Annotated in this window: 16 protein-coding genes; 8 read left to right on the top strand and 8 right to left on the bottom strand. The window is 63.4% G+C overall.

Annotated features, from left to right (window positions below):
* Positions 1 to 8 precede the first annotated feature (8 nt).
* From VEA80_RS17420 to VEA80_RS17405, 4 genes are all read right to left on the bottom strand, one after another.
* A complete protein-coding gene (locus VEA80_RS17420) occupies positions 9 to 1,391 on the bottom strand; it encodes an FAD-binding oxidoreductase (protein WP_325062050.1) in 1,383 nt (460 codons plus the stop codon).
* A complete protein-coding gene (locus VEA80_RS17415; RefSeq protein WP_325062049.1) occupies positions 1,384 to 2,565 on the bottom strand; it encodes a hypothetical protein in 1,182 nt (393 codons plus the stop codon). Before VEA80_RS17415 ends, VEA80_RS17420 begins: the two co-directional genes overlap by 8 nt.
* A gap of 99 nt (positions 2,566 to 2,664) precedes the next feature.
* The gene (locus VEA80_RS17410) at positions 2,665 to 2,973 is read right to left on the bottom strand and encodes a DUF4387 domain-containing protein (RefSeq protein ID WP_325062048.1); all 309 of its coding nucleotides are present in this window, start codon (positions 2,971 to 2,973) and stop codon (positions 2,665 to 2,667) included.
* Positions 2,966 to 4,336 (bottom strand): acyclic terpene utilization AtuA family protein, encoded by a 1,371-nt coding sequence (locus VEA80_RS17405; RefSeq protein ID WP_325062047.1) that lies wholly within the window; start codon positions 4,334 to 4,336, stop codon positions 2,966 to 2,968. The genes VEA80_RS17410 and VEA80_RS17405 overlap by 8 nt, the downstream gene beginning before the upstream one ends.
* Before the next feature lie 214 nt (positions 4,337 to 4,550).
* On the opposite strand from VEA80_RS17405, the gene VEA80_RS17400 reads away from it, so the two are divergent.
* Together VEA80_RS17400 and VEA80_RS17395 are read left to right on the top strand one after the other, a co-directional pair.
* Positions 4,551 to 4,919: a hypothetical protein gene (locus tag VEA80_RS17400; RefSeq protein ID WP_325062046.1), complete on the top strand. Its 369-nt coding sequence runs from the start codon at positions 4,551 to 4,553 to the stop codon at positions 4,917 to 4,919.
* Positions 4,864 to 5,457 carry a fumarylacetoacetate hydrolase family protein gene (locus VEA80_RS17395; RefSeq protein ID WP_325062095.1) on the top strand — a complete coding sequence of 198 codons (594 nt, stop codon included), beginning with the start codon at positions 4,864 to 4,866 and terminating at the stop codon, positions 5,455 to 5,457. The genes VEA80_RS17400 and VEA80_RS17395 overlap by 56 nt, the downstream gene beginning before the upstream one ends.
* On the opposite strand, the gene VEA80_RS17390 is transcribed toward VEA80_RS17395, so the two are convergent.
* Positions 5,408 to 6,349, bottom strand: coding sequence for a LysR family transcriptional regulator (locus VEA80_RS17390; RefSeq protein ID WP_325062045.1), 942 nt, complete (start codon positions 6,347 to 6,349; stop codon positions 5,408 to 5,410). The two genes, VEA80_RS17395 and VEA80_RS17390, sit on opposite strands and share 50 nt — an antisense overlap.
* Before the next feature lie 121 nt (positions 6,350 to 6,470).
* Positions 6,471 to 7,898, bottom strand: coding sequence for an MFS transporter (locus tag VEA80_RS17385; protein ID WP_325062044.1), 1,428 nt, complete (start codon positions 7,896 to 7,898; stop codon positions 6,471 to 6,473).
* Between the two features lie 322 nt (positions 7,899 to 8,220).
* On the opposite strand from VEA80_RS17385, the gene VEA80_RS17380 reads away from it, so the two are divergent.
* From VEA80_RS17380 to VEA80_RS17370, 3 genes are all read left to right on the top strand, one after another.
* The gene (locus VEA80_RS17380) at positions 8,221 to 10,575 is read left to right on the top strand and encodes a TonB-dependent receptor (protein WP_325062043.1); all 2,355 of its coding nucleotides are present in this window, start codon (positions 8,221 to 8,223) and stop codon (positions 10,573 to 10,575) included.
* A 94-nt stretch (positions 10,576 to 10,669) separates the two neighbouring features.
* Positions 10,670 to 12,313, top strand: a complete 1,644-nt coding sequence (locus tag VEA80_RS17375; protein WP_325062042.1) for an MFS transporter — start codon at positions 10,670 to 10,672, stop codon at positions 12,311 to 12,313.
* 13 nt (positions 12,314 to 12,326) lie between these two features.
* A complete protein-coding gene (locus VEA80_RS17370; protein WP_325062041.1) occupies positions 12,327 to 13,562 on the top strand; it encodes an MBL fold metallo-hydrolase in 1,236 nt (411 codons plus the stop codon).
* Between the two features lie 113 nt (positions 13,563 to 13,675).
* On the opposite strand, the gene guaA is transcribed toward VEA80_RS17370, so the two are convergent.
* On the bottom strand, positions 13,676 to 15,253 hold the full coding sequence (gene guaA / locus VEA80_RS17365; protein ID WP_325062040.1) for a glutamine-hydrolyzing GMP synthase: 1,578 nt from the start codon (positions 15,251 to 15,253) through the stop codon (positions 13,676 to 13,678).
* A gap of 268 nt (positions 15,254 to 15,521) precedes the next feature.
* On the opposite strand from guaA, the gene VEA80_RS17360 reads away from it, so the two are divergent.
* The 3 genes from VEA80_RS17360 (at position 15,522) to VEA80_RS17350 (ending at position 17,115) form a co-directional block, all read left to right on the top strand.
* Positions 15,522 to 15,743, top strand: coding sequence for a DUF2061 domain-containing protein (locus tag VEA80_RS17360; RefSeq protein WP_325062039.1), 222 nt, complete (start codon positions 15,522 to 15,524; stop codon positions 15,741 to 15,743).
* A gap of 73 nt (positions 15,744 to 15,816) precedes the next feature.
* The gene (locus VEA80_RS17355; protein ID WP_325062038.1) at positions 15,817 to 16,800 is read left to right on the top strand and encodes a hypothetical protein; all 984 of its coding nucleotides are present in this window, start codon (positions 15,817 to 15,819) and stop codon (positions 16,798 to 16,800) included.
* 81 nt (positions 16,801 to 16,881) lie between these two features.
* A complete protein-coding gene (locus VEA80_RS17350) occupies positions 16,882 to 17,115 on the top strand; it encodes a hypothetical protein (protein WP_325062037.1) in 234 nt (77 codons plus the stop codon).
* A gap of 614 nt (positions 17,116 to 17,729) precedes the next feature.
* On the opposite strand, the gene VEA80_RS17345 is transcribed toward VEA80_RS17350, so the two are convergent.
* Positions 17,730 to 18,944, bottom strand: a complete 1,215-nt coding sequence (locus tag VEA80_RS17345) for an NAD(P)/FAD-dependent oxidoreductase (protein ID WP_325062036.1) — start codon at positions 18,942 to 18,944, stop codon at positions 17,730 to 17,732.
* Positions 18,945 to 18,984: the final 40 nt, after the last annotated feature.

The following is an 18,984-nucleotide window of genomic DNA, read 5'->3' as shown; positions in this document are numbered from 1 at the left end:
CGGCGCTCCTAGAGCACCTTGCCGCGATTGAGAAGCCCATGCGGGTCGAGCAGCGCCTTCAGCTGCTTCATCAGCGCAATCTCTTCTGCGCTGCGCGAGACATGAAGCCACTCTCGCTTCTCCGTGCCGACGCCGTGCTCCGCTGACATCGAGCCGCCAAAGCCGCCAAGCTGGGTATAGACGATTTCTTCAACCCGCTTCTTCGCCGCATCGCTCCACGGCCGCGGCGAGACGATGAGGTGCAGATTGCTGTCGCCAATATGGCCATAGACCAGCGAGCGCACGTCATCACCCCACTCCGCCGCTAGCGCCGCCCGCATACCGGTGACAAATTCCTGCATCCGCGGCAACGGCAAGCTCACGTCGAACATCACGCCCGGCGCCAGCGCCTTGATCAGCACCTCGGATTCCTCGCGGATCGCCCAGATCGCATTCCTTTGGCTCTTCGACGCCGCCAGAACCGCATCCTCCGCAAAGCCCCGCTCGAAGCACTCCGCCAAAAGCGCCTCGACCATGGCGGCGTCGCGCACGTCGTCGGTGCCAGTGGCCTCCAGGATCACATAAAAGCCGTGGCCTCCCGGCAGTGGCGCTTGATGCTTGCGGCTCTCGACTGCGACAAGCTCGTAGAATTCGCGCCACATGACTTCAAATGAACTCAGCAACGATCCGAGACGCTTGCTCGCGAGGCCAAACACGCGCTTGACGTTCTCAAAGTCCTTAATTGCGAGAATGGCGGTCGCCTCGCTGGTGGGGGCCGGCCGCAGGCGCAATACGGCGCGCGTCACCAGGCCGAGCGTTCCTTCGCTGCCGATGAACAATTGCTTCAAATCGTACGCCGCGTTGTTCTTGAGCATCGCATTCATTGATGAAACGATCGTGCCGTCCGCTAACACCGCCTCTACGCCCAGAACGTTCTCGCGTGTCATCCCGTAACGGATCACGCTGTTGCCGCCCGCATTGGTGGCGATATTGCCGCCGATGGTGCAAGAGCCCCGCGCGCCGAGATCGACGGCATAGATCAAGCCTTGCTCGGCCGCCGCCTCATGCACGGCTTGCAGCGGCACGCCGGCCTCGACGGTCATGGTCATCGCCACAGGGTCGATAGCCTCGATCGCGCGCATGCGCTCGAACGAGATCATGACGTCCGCCTCGTTAGCATCCGCGCCGTGCGCAAGTCCGGTCAAGCCGCCGGCTGGCACCACTGGCTGACGGGCGGCGGTGCAAAGCTTCATGACCTCAGCGAGTTCGGCTGCATCGCGCGGGCGCACAACGGCCTTGGCGCCGCACGACGTGCGCCCAGACCAATCGCCTGGGCGCGCTCTTACGGCCTCGCCGGTGATTAACCCCGCATCACCGACGACGGCGCGGATGGCCTCAAGTGGGTCAGGCACGCAGCGCCCGCTCTTCAGCCGTGAAGCCGGTCGCGCCGTCCTCCAGTTGAACGCCCAGCGTGTTCGCCAAGGTCGACATGTAGACGTAAAGCGCATGAACGCCGATCACGTCCAAAGGCGCTTCTTCACCGTACTTCAGAACGCCGACCCAAGTGGCGTCGGTCAGCCAGCCGCCGGTGTGCATCTCATCAACCGCAGTGACCATGAGCTGGTCGGCGGCCTCGAGTTTGGCGCTGGACGAGCCGATCGCCACCTCTCGAATGTCGGCGTCGCTCAAACCCAGCGCGCGGCAGGCCTCGCGCTCCTGCGCCCAGAGGTTTTCGCAGCCATAAAGCCACGCTGTGCGCAAGCCGCCCACATGCACCAGCCGCTGCGGCAATAGACAATCCTTCTGGCGGAGGATGAACGACGCGATCGTGCTCACGAAACTCGGGAAATGCGCGAACGAACGCATCAGCTTCGTCTCTACGATCTTGTCGCCCTTCAACGGCTTCAGCGCCGTGATCTGCGCTTGATTATAGTCGGCCGGGCGCACCGGCTGAAGGCGCACAGGATATCCGCCGGCCGGCGGCGTCGTTAGCGTGCGCGGCCGCTGCGGAGTCTCGCGCGGCCCCAGCAGTTCCGGCCGATATCCCGGCACGTCGGCTTCGAGTTGAGCGCCGACCGAGTTGGCGAACGCCGCCATTAGCACATAAACGCCATACGTCCCCGCGGCATCGGCAACGGCTTCCGGATGGTAAGCGCGCATCGCGGCCCAAGTCTCATCCGACAGGCGGTGATCGTAATAGAACTCGTCGGCGGCGTTGGCGAAGATGCGATCAAGCCCCTTCAGCCGCGTATTGGCGGGCCCTTGAGCGACAGCAAGCAGGTCCTCGTCGTTGATCCCATCCTTCTGGGCCGAGAGGCGATGGCGCGACCACAGATATTCGCAATCATAGAGCCACAGCGTCCTCTGGCAGATGAACTGGAACAGGCGCATCGTCAGGACGTGGTGGTCCTGGCGAACATCGAGCCCTTCATTGATCGACGCGGCGTGCGCGAACTTGATCATCACGCGCATGACGTTTGAGGCGTCAGGCTTTCCCTTTCGCCCCATCATCTGGCTGCGGTGGCGCTCAGCGTCGGACAGCTTCGAAAAATCGACGATCGGCTCGATGCGTTGCGGGTAGATCATCGCCGCCCTCCATTGACGCGCTTGGGCGTCGGCAAGCTTAGGACACGGCCTGCTCACGCCGCCAATACTTCGTAACGAAACCAACAATGCGTCGTGCGATCAGTCGAGCTCGAGATCGAGCAAATAGACGTATTGCTGTCCTGAATGCAGATCGCGCTCTTCAATGCTGCCCTGCGGCGTCTTCCGCGGATACGATATCTTCAACACCTTCAGACTTGGCACCGGATAATGGGAAACGCCCTTTGGATCGATGCCATAGATTCTTGCGATCGAACTTGCGCTCAGGGCCGGGCTTTGCACGTAGCGGTCGTAATTCTCCTGGCTGTCGAACATGAGATCGATCGTCACCCAGAACGGGCCCGCCACCTTTGACCGGATGTTGCGGCACACTTCTTTGAGCTTAGGCATCGATCAGCTCCATGCGCACGAGTTCCATCGGATCATCGACGCTTACAACGTGGTTCAACACGAACTGGTAGACCGGGCCGCGATCGACGTCGCCGGGCGTAAACGGCCAGCCGTAGCTCGGCAGCTCCATGCCCATCCGCACCGGCATATGGAAGAAGTAGGGATTGCACGCCTTGGCGATATGACTCGCCAATTCCTGCGTCTTCGCGGTGAAGATGCCCATGAGCCCGATTTCAAGCGGCTTCGAACCCGGCGGCGGCTTGACGCCACTCACGCCGTTATAGCCGTACATGCGCAGCGAGATATGAAACTCGCTTTCGTCAAGGCCGGTCGCTGACTTTGCGCGCTCAGTCAGGCGCAACAGCATATGATCATGAAACACGTCCGGCTCCGCCAGAACGTTCGGATCGGCGATGCCGACGATCATGATCGTTTGAAACAAGCTGCCCGAAGCGCCTTCGAGCTTCATCGTGTAGGGCTTTGGATCCCAGACCGAGCCCGTCACGCGAACTTTTGAGTCTGTCAGCGCGACATACTCGCAGCGGGTCACATCAAGCTCGCCGCCCGGTTCGGTCAGCCGCCAAGGGCTCTTATTCTCATAGAGCAGATGCGCCGAGATGCTCTCAGGAGTGGCTTTGAACTTCGGCGACGCCGGTTCGACATCGAAGCCGTCTTCGTGGATTTCGATCAACACGCCGCGCTGACCGGTATTGGCCGAGGTCGACTGGCCGCCGCACTCGGCGATCTTGCCCGCGTGCCAGCTGGGCCCTGCGGGTGCGCCCTTCCACAACGCGAAGGCGGCGATTACGGCGGGATCGGACGTGCGCCCGCCAATGATGATGTCCGCACCCGCGTCCAGCGCCTTGTGGTAAGGCTCCGGCCCCATCAGCGCGACGATGTGCAAGCAGCTGTCGATCGCCGCGTCATCCAGATCGCCGAGCGGCGGCAGATTGGCGATCTTTCCCTCGGCAAGCTTGCGCTTGATGACATCGTGCTGTTGCTCGGAATAGAGCAGCGCGATTTTCGGCGAATAGCCCTTCTCGCGCGCGATCTCCAGGACGATGTCGCGCGTCCAGTGCACGTTCATGTCGCCGCCGGCTTGGGCGGCCGTACCGATCAGGATCGGGATCTTCGCCTTCTGCTGCGCCGCCATCATGATGGCGAGGTCTTTTTTGACCGAACCGCGATCGTTCTTGGAAATGCCTTTGGCCAGATAGGCGGCGCCGGCGTCCGTTGAGCCCGCGTCCATGGCCATCGCCTGCGCGCCCCATTCGATCGCGTAGTCGACTTCCTCGGCGAACAGGCCGACGCCGAGCGAACCCTGCGGCACGTAAATCTTCACCGGTTTGAACGGGTCCGCCATCTGCTTCCTCACCTGAACTTCCCTCACGCCTAAGAGCCTCGGTGCGCCGTCGCCAATAGAAAAGCCGACACATATCATGCGAGCGCAGCAAATCGGGCGCGATGCGGAGAACGCAACGTAGCATGCAAAACAAGCAGCGGAGCGGCGCTTCAAAGTGATCTAGCAAAGGTCAAAGACTGCGGCGGATGGCGCCCGTCCCGTGAGGTGAGACCAGATGCGCTTCATCAGCTATTCCACCGCCGCAGGCGAAGGCGTCGGCATCCGCAGCTATGACGGTTATCGCGGGCTTCCGGTCGCTGAACTGGGCTCAGACCTGGCCGGCTTCATCGGCCATGGCCACGGCCCGATGCGCACGCTGGGCGTGCGGCTTGGCAGCGCGCCCTTGCTTACCGCCGGCGCGTTCAAACTGCTGCCGCCGATCCCGAAGCCGGACAAGATCTTCTGCATCGGCCTCAACTATCGCCGCCACGCCGAAGAATCCGGCCAACCGATCCCCGAATACCCGGTTGTCTTATCCGACCAGCGTCGTGCCGCACGACGCGCCTCTGGTGCGGCCCAACGCATCGACCTGGTTCGACTATGAGGCCGAACTCGCGGTCGTGATTGGCGCAGGCGGCCGCCACATCAAGAAGGAAAGTGCGCTCGAACACGTCGCGGGCTATGCGGCCTTCAATGACGGCAGTGTTCGCGACTACCAGATCAAAACGCCCCAATGGGGCATGGGCAAGAATTTCGACGCTTCGGGATCGTGGGGCCCTGAACTGGTCACGCCGGACGAGCTGCCGCCGGGCGCCAAAGGCCTGCGCATTGCCGCCCGCCTCAATGGCGAGACGGTTCAGGATTCAAATACGGACGACATGATCTTCGACGTGCCAACGCTGATTGAAGTGCTCTCCGAAGCGATCACGCTGGCGCCCGGCGACGTCATCGTCACCGGCACGCCGGAAGGCGTCGGCGCGGCGCGCAAACCGCCGCTCTGGATGAAACCCGGCGACACCTGCGAGATCGAGATCGGCGAGATCGGGGTGCTCACCAACACGGTGGTGCAGGAGCGCGGCCAAGCTGGCGACGCTATGAAGATTCTCCCCGACTGGCGTCCGCAGGCTCGTTCATCGCCTTGACGATGGACCAGAATTGCTCCGCCACCGGGCTCTGGCGCGCACGGGCGCGGTAGAGCCGAACATCGATCGGCACGTCCCACTCTTCGCCGCCGGCGCGCACCAAGCTTCCCGCTTCCAGATCGCGGCCGACGACGCTCATCGGCAGCCAAGCAACACCGCGCCCGGTTCGCGCCATCGCCGCCAGCACGGTGGCGACGTGCGCGGTGAAGGCGGGCGCCAACCAGGCCGGCGGGCCGTCGCGCGACAACGTCGCCGCAAGGATGCGGCCCATGCCGGAGACATCGCTGTAGGCCAGATGAGGCACCGGCGCGTCCATCGATCCGGGCAAAGCGAACAGGGGCGATGCTCCGTCTGCCGCCGGCGCACACACCGGCGTCAGCGTGTCATTGCCGATCACCACCGAGACAAAATAATTCGGCATGAACGGGATCGGCGTCGAAGGATGGTGATGGCAGAGCAGGAACTGCGCCTGCCCCTGCAGCATGATTTCTTCGCAGCCGGCCATGTTGTCGGTGACCAAGCTGACGGACGCGGCGAAATTCTTCTCCGTCTCGATCCGCTCCAGCCAGTCTGGGAAGAAAGTGATCGAGAGCGCGTGCGTCGACGCGAACTTCAGCGCCGAGGTGCCTCCCGCAGCCGCCTCACGCACTTGATCGCGGCCGTTGAGCAAGCGCCGCAACACGTCTTCTGCGATCGGGCGAAACTGCTCGCCCGCCTGCGTAAGCTCGATGCGATGGGTCGCCCGGTCAAACAAGGGCGCGCCGAGCCAAGTTTCCAGCATTCTGATCCGACGGCTAAACGCGGGCTGCGAGACATTCTGCTTCTCAGCGGCGCGCGAGAAGCTTCCGGTCTCAACCAAGGCTAGAAAGTCTTCCAGCCAATCGAACTCCATGGTCGGACCCCTTCTCCGCAGCGCCCAGCATACCCCCTCCGGGCTGCCGGGCGACAGGCCGCGCCGGCGTAATCGCAGTCATTACCGCCACAGAGCGACTGTTGTTCGTCGAGCGTTCCGGTCAAGCCGGGTCGCGGCTAGGCGTCGCACGCGGCGCGGGTCCCTCGATGCCAGCCTCAACCGCGATCTCACGCGCATACTGTGCATCACGTTTGTCCAGCGCGAGTCTGATCTCGGCATGCTGCTTGGGCCCAAGCCGATAGCCCACCATAGTCAGCGCGCCGAGAGCACAGAACAGGAGCGGACCGGCCAGATAGACAATCTGCAGGTTGTTGATGGCATCGGGCGTGTTCACCGCCCCTTCCTGTGCGTTGTAGCCCATCCATGCCAGCACGGTGAACGTCACGCCAACGGAGATCGCGCTCGACACCTTGTTCGTCATCGTCGTGACCGCGTAGAGCAACGCGGACCGCTCACGGTTCTGCTGCAAGCGAATTTCATCCGCAGCGTCGGCCGTCATGGCCTTGGTCAGCACGTTGAACCCGGACGCGAACGACCCGACGATAAACATCGCCACAAGGCCGATCACCAAGTTTCCCTGAGGAATAAGCGGCAGCGAAAGCAAACCGAGGCCATAGCCGACCACAGAGAAGATCGTGGTGCGGTGCTTCGAGAAGATGGTCGCAAGCTTGCCCATCAAGGGTGCGCCGAAGATGCCGGCAAGAATATACGTCACCAAGAGGACGCTCGCCTGCCCGGTCGTGAAGCCCCGGCTCTCCGTGAAGTAGAAGAGGTAAATGGCGCTCGTCCAACCGGTGCCGAACGTGAGAGCAAGGTCGCAAGCTGCAATGCGCAGAAAGGTCGGCCGCCTGAGCACGGAAATGTAGTCGGCGAAGCGGACGCCATGATCCGACGGCGCCGGAACGATGCGTTCGGGCGTGCTGAACACCAATATCGCCGTGGAGACCGGCGCCAGCACCAGAACCCACCAGCCCATGATCGACACATTGGCGGCGTCGTTGACGCCGAGCGCCTCGCTGATGATCGGGATCAAGATGACCGAAGCCCCGCCGCAAAGGCCGACCGCGGTGAGCGCACCGAAGACCCGCGAGCGGTCGTTGTAGGTCGGCGCCAGCGTCACCGCCCATGCCCGGTGCGACAGATCCAGCATTGATTGGCCCAGATAGACAATCAGCAAGCCCATCACGAGATACGCTAACCCGACGCTCGCGGGCGCGAAGAACATTGCCGCCACGCCCGCCATCAGGAACGGGCAACCCACGATGGTCCACAGCCGGTAGCGTCCCCAACTGGTCTTGGTCTTATCCATCAACAGGCCGAGCAGCCCGTCGAACGGAATGTCGATCATGCGCACAATAAAGAACGCCATACCGACAAGCGCCAACTCGAGTCCGACGTGACTCGCAAAGTGGCGCGGCAGATAGACCGACATTGAGATGTTGATCGCCGAGATCGGCAGGCTAGTCGCCGAAAACGCGAGAATGCGCGCCAGCGACAGCTGCACCCCGCGAGCGGGTGTGTCGTTCATGGACAACTACCTGACCAAAGAGTGAATCCGCGCTGCACGTTCTGCCTCCCAAGCCGCTGGTCGGTCGGCGGCGCGAGGCGGTGGCGGCCGGCCACCTGCCTGTTCGCGATCCTCAGCCGCCACTTGCTGTTGTAGCGAAGCCACGTCCCGCGCCTCGCCGTCCGGAGCCCCGAATGACTGGGCCGACCCTCGCAGCCGAGCCTCCCGCATCCAAGCCCAACGACAGCGATCATTTCATTCGGGATTTGCATAACGAGGGGCCGAAACACGGTGTTAGCGTCTCTGCTAACCTCGAGACAAATCGGGGATGGGGAGGACGTGTATGCTGAAATTTACCGGTCGGGCGAGTCTCCTCGTCGGGGCGTCGCTGGCGACGTTCCTCTGCGCGCCTACGATTGCGGTCGCACAGGAGACCGCAGTGGAGGAATCTGACGAGCTGATCGTCACCGCGCGCCGACGCGAACAGAGCGTGCAGGACGTACCGGATGCGATTTCGGTGTTCTCCGAGGCCGTGATCGAAGCCGGCGGTCTGGATGAGGTCGACGAATTTGTAGAACTCACGCCAAACGCAAAGCTCACAACCGATTCCGAGACCTCGAGCGAAATCTCCGTTCGTGGCAGCGGCCGCAACACGCAGGACGAAGATCCAGGCGTCGGCGTCTATCGCGACGGCGTTTATATCGGCGGCCGCCTCTTCTCGACAGCGACGTTCTACGACTTGCAACGCGTCGAAGTGCTGCGCGGACCGCAGGCTGGCCTCTACGGTCGCAACGCCGTCGGCGGCGCGCTCAACGTGATTACACAACGTCCTGAGCTCGACGACCTGAGCGGCTACGGCGAATTGCGCGCCGGCAATTTGGAGCGGCAAGAATTCCGCGGCGCCGTCAACATTCCCGTGGGCGACCAAGCCGCGCTGCGTCTCTCTGGCTTGATGATCAATCAGGATGAAGGCTTCGACTACATCGTCAACCAGGACCACTACACGGACGCCGGTGAAACGGGCTCAATCCGCGCGCGTTTCCTGCTCGCGCCGACGTCGAACCTCGAATTCCTCACCAGCTTCGAAACCATCGAAACCGAAGGCTTCCAGCGGCTGATTATGGATTCGCCGAACGGAACAGGCGGCTTCCTGGACAATGAAGATGTGCTGCCGATCCCGGGCAATCCGGGCTACAGCGCCGACGACACCGACAATCAGTTCCGCGACTGGCCGACGTTCCAGAACTTCGACCAGTGGCAGTTTACGCAGGAGGCGAACTGGACCGTCGACGCGGGCACTGCCACGGCGATCGTAAGCTACCGCGATGCGGCCTACGATCTCAGCCGTGACGATGATTATACCGAGTTCGAGATCAGCGGCCGCCAATATAATGCGGCGCAACAATCGACATTCGCCGAGCTCCGGTTTGCCGCGGACCCCGTCAACGGCTTCAGCTATATTGTCGGCGCGAACTACCTCAAAGAGGATGTCGATCTCACATACAACTCTCTGAACGGGGGCGATTTCGCGGGCGCGCTCTTCGGCCTCAATCTGGCCGACATGTACGCCACCGGCGTGACCCCGCCAGGGTCAGAGCCGATTTGGGATGCGCTCTTCGGCGTGCCGATCCCGGACGGCACCTCCATCGCGGCGATCGGCCTGACGCCTGGCCTGACGGGTCTCACCGGCTTCCTGGGCGACTCCGCCTACATCCGCTTCGACAACGTTCAGAGCTTGAACTCCGTCGCCGTGTTCGCTGAGGCCAACTACGAGATCAACCCGCAATGGGAGATCTGGGCCAACGGACGCTGGACCCGTGACGAGAAGGACATCACCTTCGGTCAGACCTTTGTCGGCGGTTGCGACGCCTGCGTAGAAGTGATCGGCGCGTTCACGGGCGCGACCTTCGAAGTATCGGGGGAGAATAGCGCCTCGTTCGAAAACGTCAGTTTCGGCGGCGGCGTCAACTGGCGCCCAAGCGCGGACATTCTCGCCTACTTCAAAGCGGTCCAAGGTTTCAAAGCCGGCGGCTTCAATCCAATCTCGGCCACGCCGGAACTGCAGGCCTTCGATTCGGAAACCACCATCGGCTACGAGGCCGGCCTTAAATGGGAGCTGTTCGAAGGCCGCGCGATCTTGAACCTCGCGGCGTTCTTGCAGGATCGCTCTGACGCCCTCGTTCAGATCGACGATCCCAACCTCGATCTCAACACTCTTGGCGTCAACGCGGGCGAAATCCGCAACCAAGGCTTTGAAGTCCAGTTGAGCCTACTGCCGACGGAAGGTCTCCGGTTCGATCTCGTCTACGGATATCTCGACGCGAAGTTCGAAGATTTCGTCGCCGGCGGCGATGATTACACCGGCAACCGCGTGCCGCGGACCTACGAGCACTCGTTCTCCGCCATCGTGAGCTACGACACGCCGCTCACCGCGAACCTCGATCTCTACTCGTTCGCCTCTTACAACAACGCCTGGAACGGCTTCACCGACAACGACAACCTGGCCGAGCTCGACAATCCCGAAACGATCGACCTCGCGGCCGGCGTTGAAACGGATCAGTGGCGCATCGGCGTGTTCGTCAACAACGCCGCCGATAATCGCTACGTCGCGTGGGAGCGGGCGACCGACCTCGTAAACCGTCGCGGCACCTTCGCCGCGGGACGCACTTACGGGGTGCAGATCAAGCACTCCTTCTAGCGATGGAATTTCCGCGTACTCGTCCCTCCTCCCGGAAGAGAGTTTCGCCAGCGGTCCTTTGGACCGCTGGCCCTTTTTTCTGTGCAGGCGCGTTTTGAACCTTCGTGGACTCGTAAGCAGCGCCGCACGGAGCTTTGCGGAGTGGCGTGCGCTGACATTCACGCCGCTTGGCGATCGACTGTTCCGAACGCTCTGGGTTTCGGCGTTTGTCTTCAATTTCGGCGCAGTGATCCAATCGCTTGGCGCCGCCTGGATGATGACGACGCTGCACGGGTCCGAGTTCATCGTGTCGCTGGTGCAGACGGCGACGCTGGCGCCGTTTCTGCTCCTGTCCCTCCCTGCAGGCGCGCTGGCGGACAGCTCCGATCGTCGCGTCATCATGCTGATCGCGCAGATTGGCGGCTGCGTGATTGCCGGCGCGCTCGCGGTGCTCGCCTATTTCGACGCGGTGACTCCTGCGCTGCTGCTCGTCGCGACGGCCATGATCGGAGCGGTGATCGCAATCCAGCAACCGGCATGGCACGCCTCCGTCGGCGATCTCGTGGCGCGCGAGAACCTGCCTGCCGCGATCGGCCTCAACTCGCTCGCCTTCAATATGGCGCGGTCAACCGGTCCGGCGCTCGGCGGTCTGATCATCGCGCTAAGCGGGCCGTTTCTGGCCTTTGCGCTGAACGCGCTCGCCTTGTTCGGCGCCGCGATGGTGATGGCCGTGAACAAGCTGCCTCAGACGCCTCGCGCCGCGCCGCCAGAACCATTGCACGCGGCCATCTCCTCCGGCTTGCGCTACGTCATCATGGCGCCCGCGCTTCGGAGCACGCTGCTTCGCAGCGCTTTGCTCGGCCTCGGCGGCGGCGCCATTTGGGCGTTGACGCCCGTCGTCGCTCAGCAGCGCCTCGACGCCGGACCGATAGGCTACGGCCTTCTTCTCACCGGTTTCGGCGCTGGCTCGGTGTTGGGCGCGCTGCTCAGTTCGACACTTCAGATTCGCCTTGGCGCCCAACGCCACCTCCAAATGGCCATCGCGCTCGTTGCTGTCGCCACCGCAGGCCTGGCCTTCAGCACAATCACACTGCTTTCCGTGGTCTTCATGGCGGCGGGCGGCTTCGGCTGGAACGCCGCCATGACGACGCTCACCAGCGCCATCCAATTCGGCAGTCCGAAATGGGTCGTTGGCCGCGCCGTCGCGCTCAGCCGCCTGGCCACCTTTGGAGCGCTCGCACTGGGCTCGGCGCTTTGTGGTCTCGCCGCGGAGGCGGCGAACCTCGCCATCGCCTGCTCGGGCGCCGCGCTTTTCCTCATCGGCAGCTTGCTTGTACCCGGCATCGAACGCGTACCCGACCGGAGCTCGCCCGATCTCAGCGCAAGCAGCCGGGATGCGCGCTCGGCTCGCGCTACGCTGACGCCGAGCAGCGGCCCGCTCACGATCCTCATTGAATACCAAAGCGCTCCCGGCGACACGGCCGCGTTGATGGAAGCCATCTTCGCGCTTGGCCACATTCGCCGTCGCGACGGCGCCACCAACTGGAGCGTTTCGCAAGACATCGACGATCCTTCGCTATGGGTCGAGCGCTTCGATGTCGCGACGTGGAACGACTACATACGCGGTCTTGCCCGCGGCACGGTTGCAGACGAACCGCTGCACGAGCGCGCGCGCCGTTTCCGCGTCGATCGCCCTGTGCGCCGGCTCCTCAGGCGCCCCCCTGGCGCGACGCCCATCAAAGTTGACGAACCCAAGTGAGTTGGAGGCGAGAATGTCGTCACGAGCGATTGCCCTTGTGATATCCGGGTGCCTACTGGCGGCGTGCGCCGGCGCGACGCCGCAAGACGCTGCGCTTGCCTTTTCACACACCGCCGACCCGGCTCGGCCGTTTCGCGGCCCGATCCGGCCCGACCTGCCATTGGCGCGCGGTTACAACGATGCGGCAAGAGCGCTGGCGTACGCCGATGACAATCCGCTCATCCGTTGGGCATATCGCGTGTGGTGCGAAACCGGATATCGCAGCCCCGAGGACGCCGGCGCTGGGCAGGAAGTCGACGAACTCATCGATCCGGCGCAAGATCTCGTCTCCCCGCAGGGCTTCTTCCACTCCCGCTTCGCACGCACGCCGATGCCCTCGGGCGGCGCACGCTTTCTCGACAACGCCTGGTATTTCGGCGCCGATGGTCTCGGCGTCATCGTCGTGCGCACACCGGACGGGCTGTTGATGGTGGACACGATGACGACGCCAGAAGAGTTCGAGCAGGTGGTTTTGAGCGAGATGCCAGCGGCTGGGCTCAACCCTGCCGACATCCGTTACGTCTTTCTCGGTCACATGCACGCCGACCACACCGGCGGCGCGAATGTCGTTCAGCGACTGGCGCCGGAGGCCAAAGTCGTCATGGGCGCACCGGACGCGGCTATCGTCGATCAAGCGCGTGAAGCGCTGCGGAACGGCGAAACGCCGCCGCCCGGCGCCACCGTGCGCTGGCGCTCGCGTCCCACTGATGCGGCAGAGGCGGCCGCGCTGCACCAAACGCGGCTGCGCTCTGTCCCAAACCGGATCGACATGCGCATCGAACCGGAGCCTGGCCAGACCACGGGCTCTGCTCGCATTCGCATTGGCCCAAGCACGGAAGTGGTGGCGGTGCTCAATCCGGGTCATACGCCGGGACAGATGTCGGTGATCATCCCCGTGCAGCATCAGGGCGAGACGCGTCAGCTCCTGGTCCTCAGCGGCAACGACAACCCCGACGAGGCCGCGCAATACGCCCGCTCGATGGACTACCTGCGCTCTGTCGCCGCCCAGGTCGGCGCTGACACGCTGATCAATACGCACGGCTACCAGAGCGCGATGTTCTACCACTTGCGTCGGCTGCAGGCCGATCCGTCGGCCTCCAATCCGTTTGCGATGGGCCGCAGCGGCGTCGACCGGTTCCTCGGCGTCTTCGCCGAGTGTCAACGCGCAACACACCAGCGCCTCGAAGACGGGACCTGGCTCGCGTTCTGACGAACGCAAAGCGCCCGGCGAACGGCGGCGAGTTTTCGCCGATGTTTCGGCGGCTCTTCAGAGCGTCGGATCGGGAGCGCCGACTTTGGCGATAGGTCCCGAAGCGCCCTGAATCATTCCCACTCGATCGTGCCCGGCGGCTTCGACGTCACGTCGTACACCACCCGGTTCACGCCGCGCACTTCGTTGATGATGCGCGTGGCGGCGCGGCCGAGGAAGTCCATCGAGAACGGGAAGAAGTCCGCCGTCATCCCGTCCGTCGACGTCACCGCGCGCAGTGCGCAGACATATTCGTACGTGCGCCCATCGCCCATCACGCCCACCGTCTTCACCGGCAGCAGCACCGCGAACGCCTGCCAGATCGTATCGTACAAGCCCGCCTTGCGGATTTCGTCGAGATAGATCGCGTCGGCCTCGCGCAGGATGTCGAGCTTCTCGCGCGTGATCTCGCCCGGCACGCGGATCGCGAGGCCCGGCCCCGGGAACGGATGGCGGCCGACGAACGTCTCCGGCAGCCCAAGCTCACGCCCCAAAGCGCGCACTTCGTCCTTGAAGAGATCGCGCAGCGGTTCGACCAGCTTCATGTTCATGCGCTCAGGGAGCCCGCCGACATTATGGTGCGACTTGATCGTCACCGACGGCCCGCCGATGGCGCTGACGCTCTCGATCACATCCGGATAGAGCGTGCCCTGCGCCAGGAATTGCGCGCCGCCGACTTCGTGCGCGTGCTGCTCGAACACGTCGATGAAGAGCTTGCCGATCGTCTTGCGCTTCGCTTCCGGATCGGACACGCCCGCCAGCGCGCCCAAGAAACGCGCGCTCTCGTCGGCGTGGATCAGCGGAATGTTGTAATGATCGCGGAACAGCGAGACCACCTGTTGCGCCTCGTCCTTCCGCATCAGCCCGTGGTCGACGAACACGCAATGCAGCCGGTCGCCGATCGCTTCGTGGATCAGCACCGCCGCCACCGAAGAATCGACGCCGCCGGACAATCCGCAGATCACCGTGCCGTCGCCCACCTGCGCGCGGATGCGGGCGATCGCTTCGTCCTTGAACGCCGCCATCGTCCAATCGCCTTTCAAACCGGCGATCTTGTGCGTGAAGTTCTTGAGCAGCTTGCCGCCGTCCGGCGTGTGCACGACTTCCGGGTGAAACATCGTTGTATAGAAGCGCCGCGTCTCATCGACCGCGATTGCGAACGGGGCGTTCTCGCTGGTGGCGATCACTTCGAAGCCCTCCGCCAGCTCCGTCACCCGGTCGCCGTGGCTCATCCACACCGGATATTTGCCGCCGACAGTCCAGCAGCCCTCGAACAGCGGCGACGCTTTCCGGATCTCGACATCGGCGCGGCCGAACTCGCGCGCGTGCCCGCCCTCGACCTTGCCGCCGAGCTGCACCTGCATCGTCTGCTGGCCGTAGCAGATGGCGAGGATCGGCACGCCCAACTTGAACGCCTCGTCCGGCGCCCGCGGGCTCGGCTCGTCCAGCACGCTCGAGGGCCCGCCCGAAAAAATGATCGCCTTCGGCGCGTAGCTTTTGAGGAACGCGGCGTCGACCCTGTTGTACGGATGGATCTCGCAATAGACGCCGTTCTCGCGCACGCGCCGCGCGATCAGCTGCGTCACCTGTGATCCGAAATCGATGATGAGAACGCGCTCATGGACCTGAGCGCTTTGAGCGGGGTGGGCCATGGCCTGAAATGGAGCGCGTCGCGAACCCCGTCAATTGCGCCGCCTGCGCAGCTGCTGCGCGGAAAACAAGAGCCGCCAAGAGTGAGCCCGTCATCCCGGCCGGAGGCGCGAAGCGCCGTAGAGCCGGGACCCAGGGGCAATAGCTCGGACCTCTCCAAGCTGGACCGCGGGCCTTCAGGCCCGCATGTCTCACCCCCCACGGCAGACGCCCCTTGCACCCCCACCCAGAACCGCCTACATGCGAATCGTTCTCAATAGCGACTGACCCATGCGCCTCGCCCTCAAGACCGGCTCCTATTCGCTGATGCATTTCCTGGTGGCGATTGCCGTCACCTTCGCCATCACCCAAGACTGGCGCGCCGCCCTAGCGGTCGGCGTCATCGAACCCGCCGTCCAAACCCTCGCCTACTTCCTCCACGACCGCTTCTGGAGCCGGATCGAGCAACGCGAGCTGGCTCTGTCGCATGCCCTCGCTCCCCCGCAGGAATAGTCTACGCCCGCCCCGGTTGCATCGACTTATCCCCAATGGTTAAGTTCCGTTAACCAACTCGGGGGAGGCGGAAATGGACATCGTGCAGTCGTTGGCGGGCGTGGGGTTACCGACGACGTGGGAGGCGTTCGTCGGACTTTGCATCGCGATTTGGTACTCGATGCCTTTCCGACTGTTCTGCCTTCTGTTGTTCGTTCTCTGCACGATTTGGGTCATCGCAAAAATATACAGCGGCGATTTACAAAACGCCGAGCGCGGTCCTGTCGCCATCCGGCGTCACAGCGCAACTTCCATCCCGAGCGATACAATCATTGTCCCTCGCACCTTGGTGCCGTTGTCGATGGATGGTGTGCAGGCGCGCGTAACGTTCATGTACGTGTATGATGGTCACCGCGGAAAGCGCCAGCACGCCAAGCTGTTCACTCGCAACATGCAACTTAGCGTTTCGGCGAGTAACCTGCGTGCCCTTGTCGACATGGCTAAAGGAAACGAGGTGCCGGACGTGGGCACCGAAGAGGTATTTTGGCCAATCCTCGATATCGAAACAGATACACCCACCCAAGGCTATCCGACGTGCGATCGCGCTCAGGAACACGCGCGCGTTTGCCGAATTCTGGAACGTTGGTCTGGCGACGACGCGCTACAGCTCATTTCTTTGAGCGAGCCGGTCATGGACGATGTGCGCCAAGCACGCGAAGATTTCATCGAGCAGCGTGTCTCGAATCTCCGAGCTTCGAAGTCGAAGAACTTGCTCGACCGAATCCGCCATTCCGGCGCTGCCGCCAAGAGACCAGGCGCGGTCGGCAACTACTATCTCAAGTTCCAGTTCTCAAACGATCCTGCGTTCGTCCTCATGAAGCATCCTGATCGCGATGTTCGGATGACGGCGTGGCTGACTGTTCTCACCAGCGTCTTCGCGCTGGCGATGGAGTTGTTGCCCTTGGAAGCAACGCCTCCCGCCGGAGTCGCTGGAGCGGCGGCCGCACCGATCGATCGCGCGACGCAAGACGCAACTGCGCGTAGTTCTCCTCGGGTTCGTCCTCCAGTCAGACCGTAAAGGGCTACGCGAGAAGCGCGACCGCTCGAAGCACGATGGATGCACCCAAAGCGCTCCAAGCCAGCGAACGAAGAGACGCGGTTGCTCGAGCATTTCGTCGCCGGCACGTCAGCGCCGACAACCGCCGATCTCGTCGGCATCAACAAGAAGTCTTCGCTTTCAACCCCCTGGCCGCCGAGCGGCGCCTCGCCACGCCAGTCGATCAAGGCCATCCAAGAGTCTGGACGCGCCGTGCTGCACTGCGACCTCTATCATGACGCCCAAGCGGGGATACGCCTCCTGCTTATCCACGCGCATTCGCCGCTAATCCCCTGAATCTAAACGGACGAGAAGAATCTTATCCGACAGGCGAGAAGCAGCCGTATAATAGCTTCGTCCTGATCGAGAGGAATTCGAAGACGTCCGAAGCTTCTGAATGTCAGGACAGCGGCTGGCGCGGCAAGCGTCGCTTCGATGAAACGGAGAAATCCAAATCATCGTTGAGGAAGTCGAGTGGGACCTACACTCCACCAGGCGAAGCGAACGATGCTTGCGTTGCCTGCGGGGCCTGAAACCGCAGGGTCCAGAGTTGTTTCGGATGACTCTGACGCGCTGAACCGGCTCGTGGTCATAAGGAGCTAAGACCTCTGCGTGCGCAACCATGCAGATGAGTCAAAAACTCCTGGCTCGCCAATCCGGGACAAACGGCCGTTACGGGGCGCGTTCGACGCGCGGCGCCGCTCAGCGATGATCGGCGCGACTTAGGCACTATCCCAGCGCGTCCGACGCGCCCCGCCTCTCGCTTTGGAGGCAGTACGAAACGAAACTCGCGCAGCGGCGAGCGCTCGCGCGCGTCCCTCGCCCCGCGCTGAAGGCGCGGGGGAGGGATCGAGGGAGGGGGACAGTGAAACCGCACAAAAGGCTGAGCGAAATCGACATTTCCCCTCCCTCTATCCCTCCCCCGCTCGCGTACGCTCGCGGGGCGAGGGAAGGCCAATCGCCGACACCGGCGCGCCCCATTCTCCCGCGACCAACGCCGCCAACATCTGCGGCGCCGGCGGAATGCGCGACAACGGCGAGAGAAGAAAATCCCGCAGCCAGGCAATCATCGCGCTGTCGCTCTGATAGGCCGGCGTGAACAGATAGGAGACCGCCTGATACAATCGAATGTGCCAAAGCCGCGTCCGCGCGTACTCGCCGAGCGCCGCATCGAGATTGCTCTGCGTCTCCAACGCGCGCGCCAACGCGAACGCATCCAAGAGCGCCATGTTCGCGCCCTGCCCGAGCTGCGGGCTGGCGCAATGCCAGCTGTCGCCCACATGCGCACAATGACGCGACACCGGCGCACGCAACGTGCGGTGCGCGTAGGACGCAAACACCAGATCGTCGTGCGATCGGATCTGCTGCAGCAACGGCGCCGTCGCCGGCCACAGCGCCAGCACTTCGTCTTTCCACGCCGCAAGCGGCGTTGCGCGCCAGGCGGCGTGATCGGCGTGCTTCAAGCTCCAGAAGAACGCCGTCTGCTGCCGCTCTTCGCCTTGCAGGCGCCCGATCGGCAGCACGCCCGCCATCTTGCGCGCGGCGACATAACGCTGCTCCAGCGCCGCCGGATCGAACGGCCCGGCCCAGTCCAAGCTCGCCCACAACGCGCCGAACGGCAGCGGCGCATCAGGCGGTCGCGACAACGGCGAACGCATGCCGAGCGCATCGACAACAAGATCGAACGTCGCGCTTTGCTTGCCGCCGGCGAAGGCGAGCCGTCCATCGCTCGCCCCGACAATCTCATGCCCGCTGACGATCTCCGCCCCGCTCGCCAGCGCCGCATCGTAGAGCGCCTGAAACAGCGCGCCGCGATGCACGCCCAAGCCGCAGGCCGCTTGCCTGCCGCGCGCCCGATAACGCACGTCGAGTACGATGCGTTCGCCGCTCAAGCCATAGAGCCGCTCGATCGGCGAGCCGAGCTCACGGACCGCACGTCCGGCGCCGATCGCGTCGAGCACATGCAAACCCACCGGCTGCACGATGATGCCCGAGCCGAGCGGACGCGGCGTTTGCAAACGGTCGTAAACCACAACCCGCGCGCCCTGCTGGCGCAGCAGCGTCGCGAGCGCGAGTCCCGCGACGCCGCAACCGGCAATGGCGATGTCGAGCGGCGCGCGAGTCATATCCCGATATGCTTATCAGAAATTATCAACACTTCTGAAC

The sequence above is a fragment of the Vitreimonas sp. genome, from assembly GCF_035627415.1.
Lineage (GTDB): Bacteria > Pseudomonadota > Alphaproteobacteria > Caulobacterales > Aquidulcibacteraceae > Vitreimonas.
This window is presented reverse-complemented; position numbering and strand designations above follow the sequence as displayed.

Excerpts from the sequence above, each read along its gene's own strand:
- VEA80_RS17415 (WP_325062049.1), bottom strand. The coding sequence starts at position 2,565 with ATGATCTACCCGCAACGCATCGAGCCGATCGTCGATTTTTCGAAGCTG.
- VEA80_RS17410 (WP_325062048.1), bottom strand. The coding sequence starts at position 2,973 with ATGCCTAAGCTCAAAGAAGTGTGCCGCAACATCCGGTCAAAGGTGGCG.
- VEA80_RS17405 (WP_325062047.1), bottom strand. The coding sequence starts at position 4,336 with ATGGCGGACCCGTTCAAACCGGTGAAGATTTACGTGCCGCAGGGTTCG.
- VEA80_RS17400 (WP_325062046.1), top strand. The coding sequence starts at position 4,551 with ATGCGCTTCATCAGCTATTCCACCGCCGCAGGCGAAGGCGTCGGCATC.
- VEA80_RS17390 (WP_325062045.1), bottom strand. The coding sequence starts at position 6,349 with ATGGAGTTCGATTGGCTGGAAGACTTTCTAGCCTTGGTTGAGACCGGA.
- VEA80_RS17385 (WP_325062044.1), bottom strand. The coding sequence starts at position 7,898 with ATGAACGACACACCCGCTCGCGGGGTGCAGCTGTCGCTGGCGCGCATT.
- VEA80_RS17380 (WP_325062043.1), top strand. The coding sequence starts at position 8,221 with ATGCTGAAATTTACCGGTCGGGCGAGTCTCCTCGTCGGGGCGTCGCTG.
- VEA80_RS17370 (WP_325062041.1), top strand. The coding sequence starts at position 12,327 with ATGTCGTCACGAGCGATTGCCCTTGTGATATCCGGGTGCCTACTGGCG.
- guaA (WP_325062040.1), bottom strand. The coding sequence starts at position 15,253 with ATGGCCCACCCCGCTCAAAGCGCTCAGGTCCATGAGCGCGTTCTCATC.
- VEA80_RS17360 (WP_325062039.1), top strand. The coding sequence starts at position 15,522 with ATGCGCCTCGCCCTCAAGACCGGCTCCTATTCGCTGATGCATTTCCTG.
- VEA80_RS17355 (WP_325062038.1), top strand. The coding sequence starts at position 15,817 with ATGGACATCGTGCAGTCGTTGGCGGGCGTGGGGTTACCGACGACGTGG.
- VEA80_RS17345 (WP_325062036.1), bottom strand. The coding sequence starts at position 18,944 with ATGACTCGCGCGCCGCTCGACATCGCCATTGCCGGTTGCGGCGTCGCG.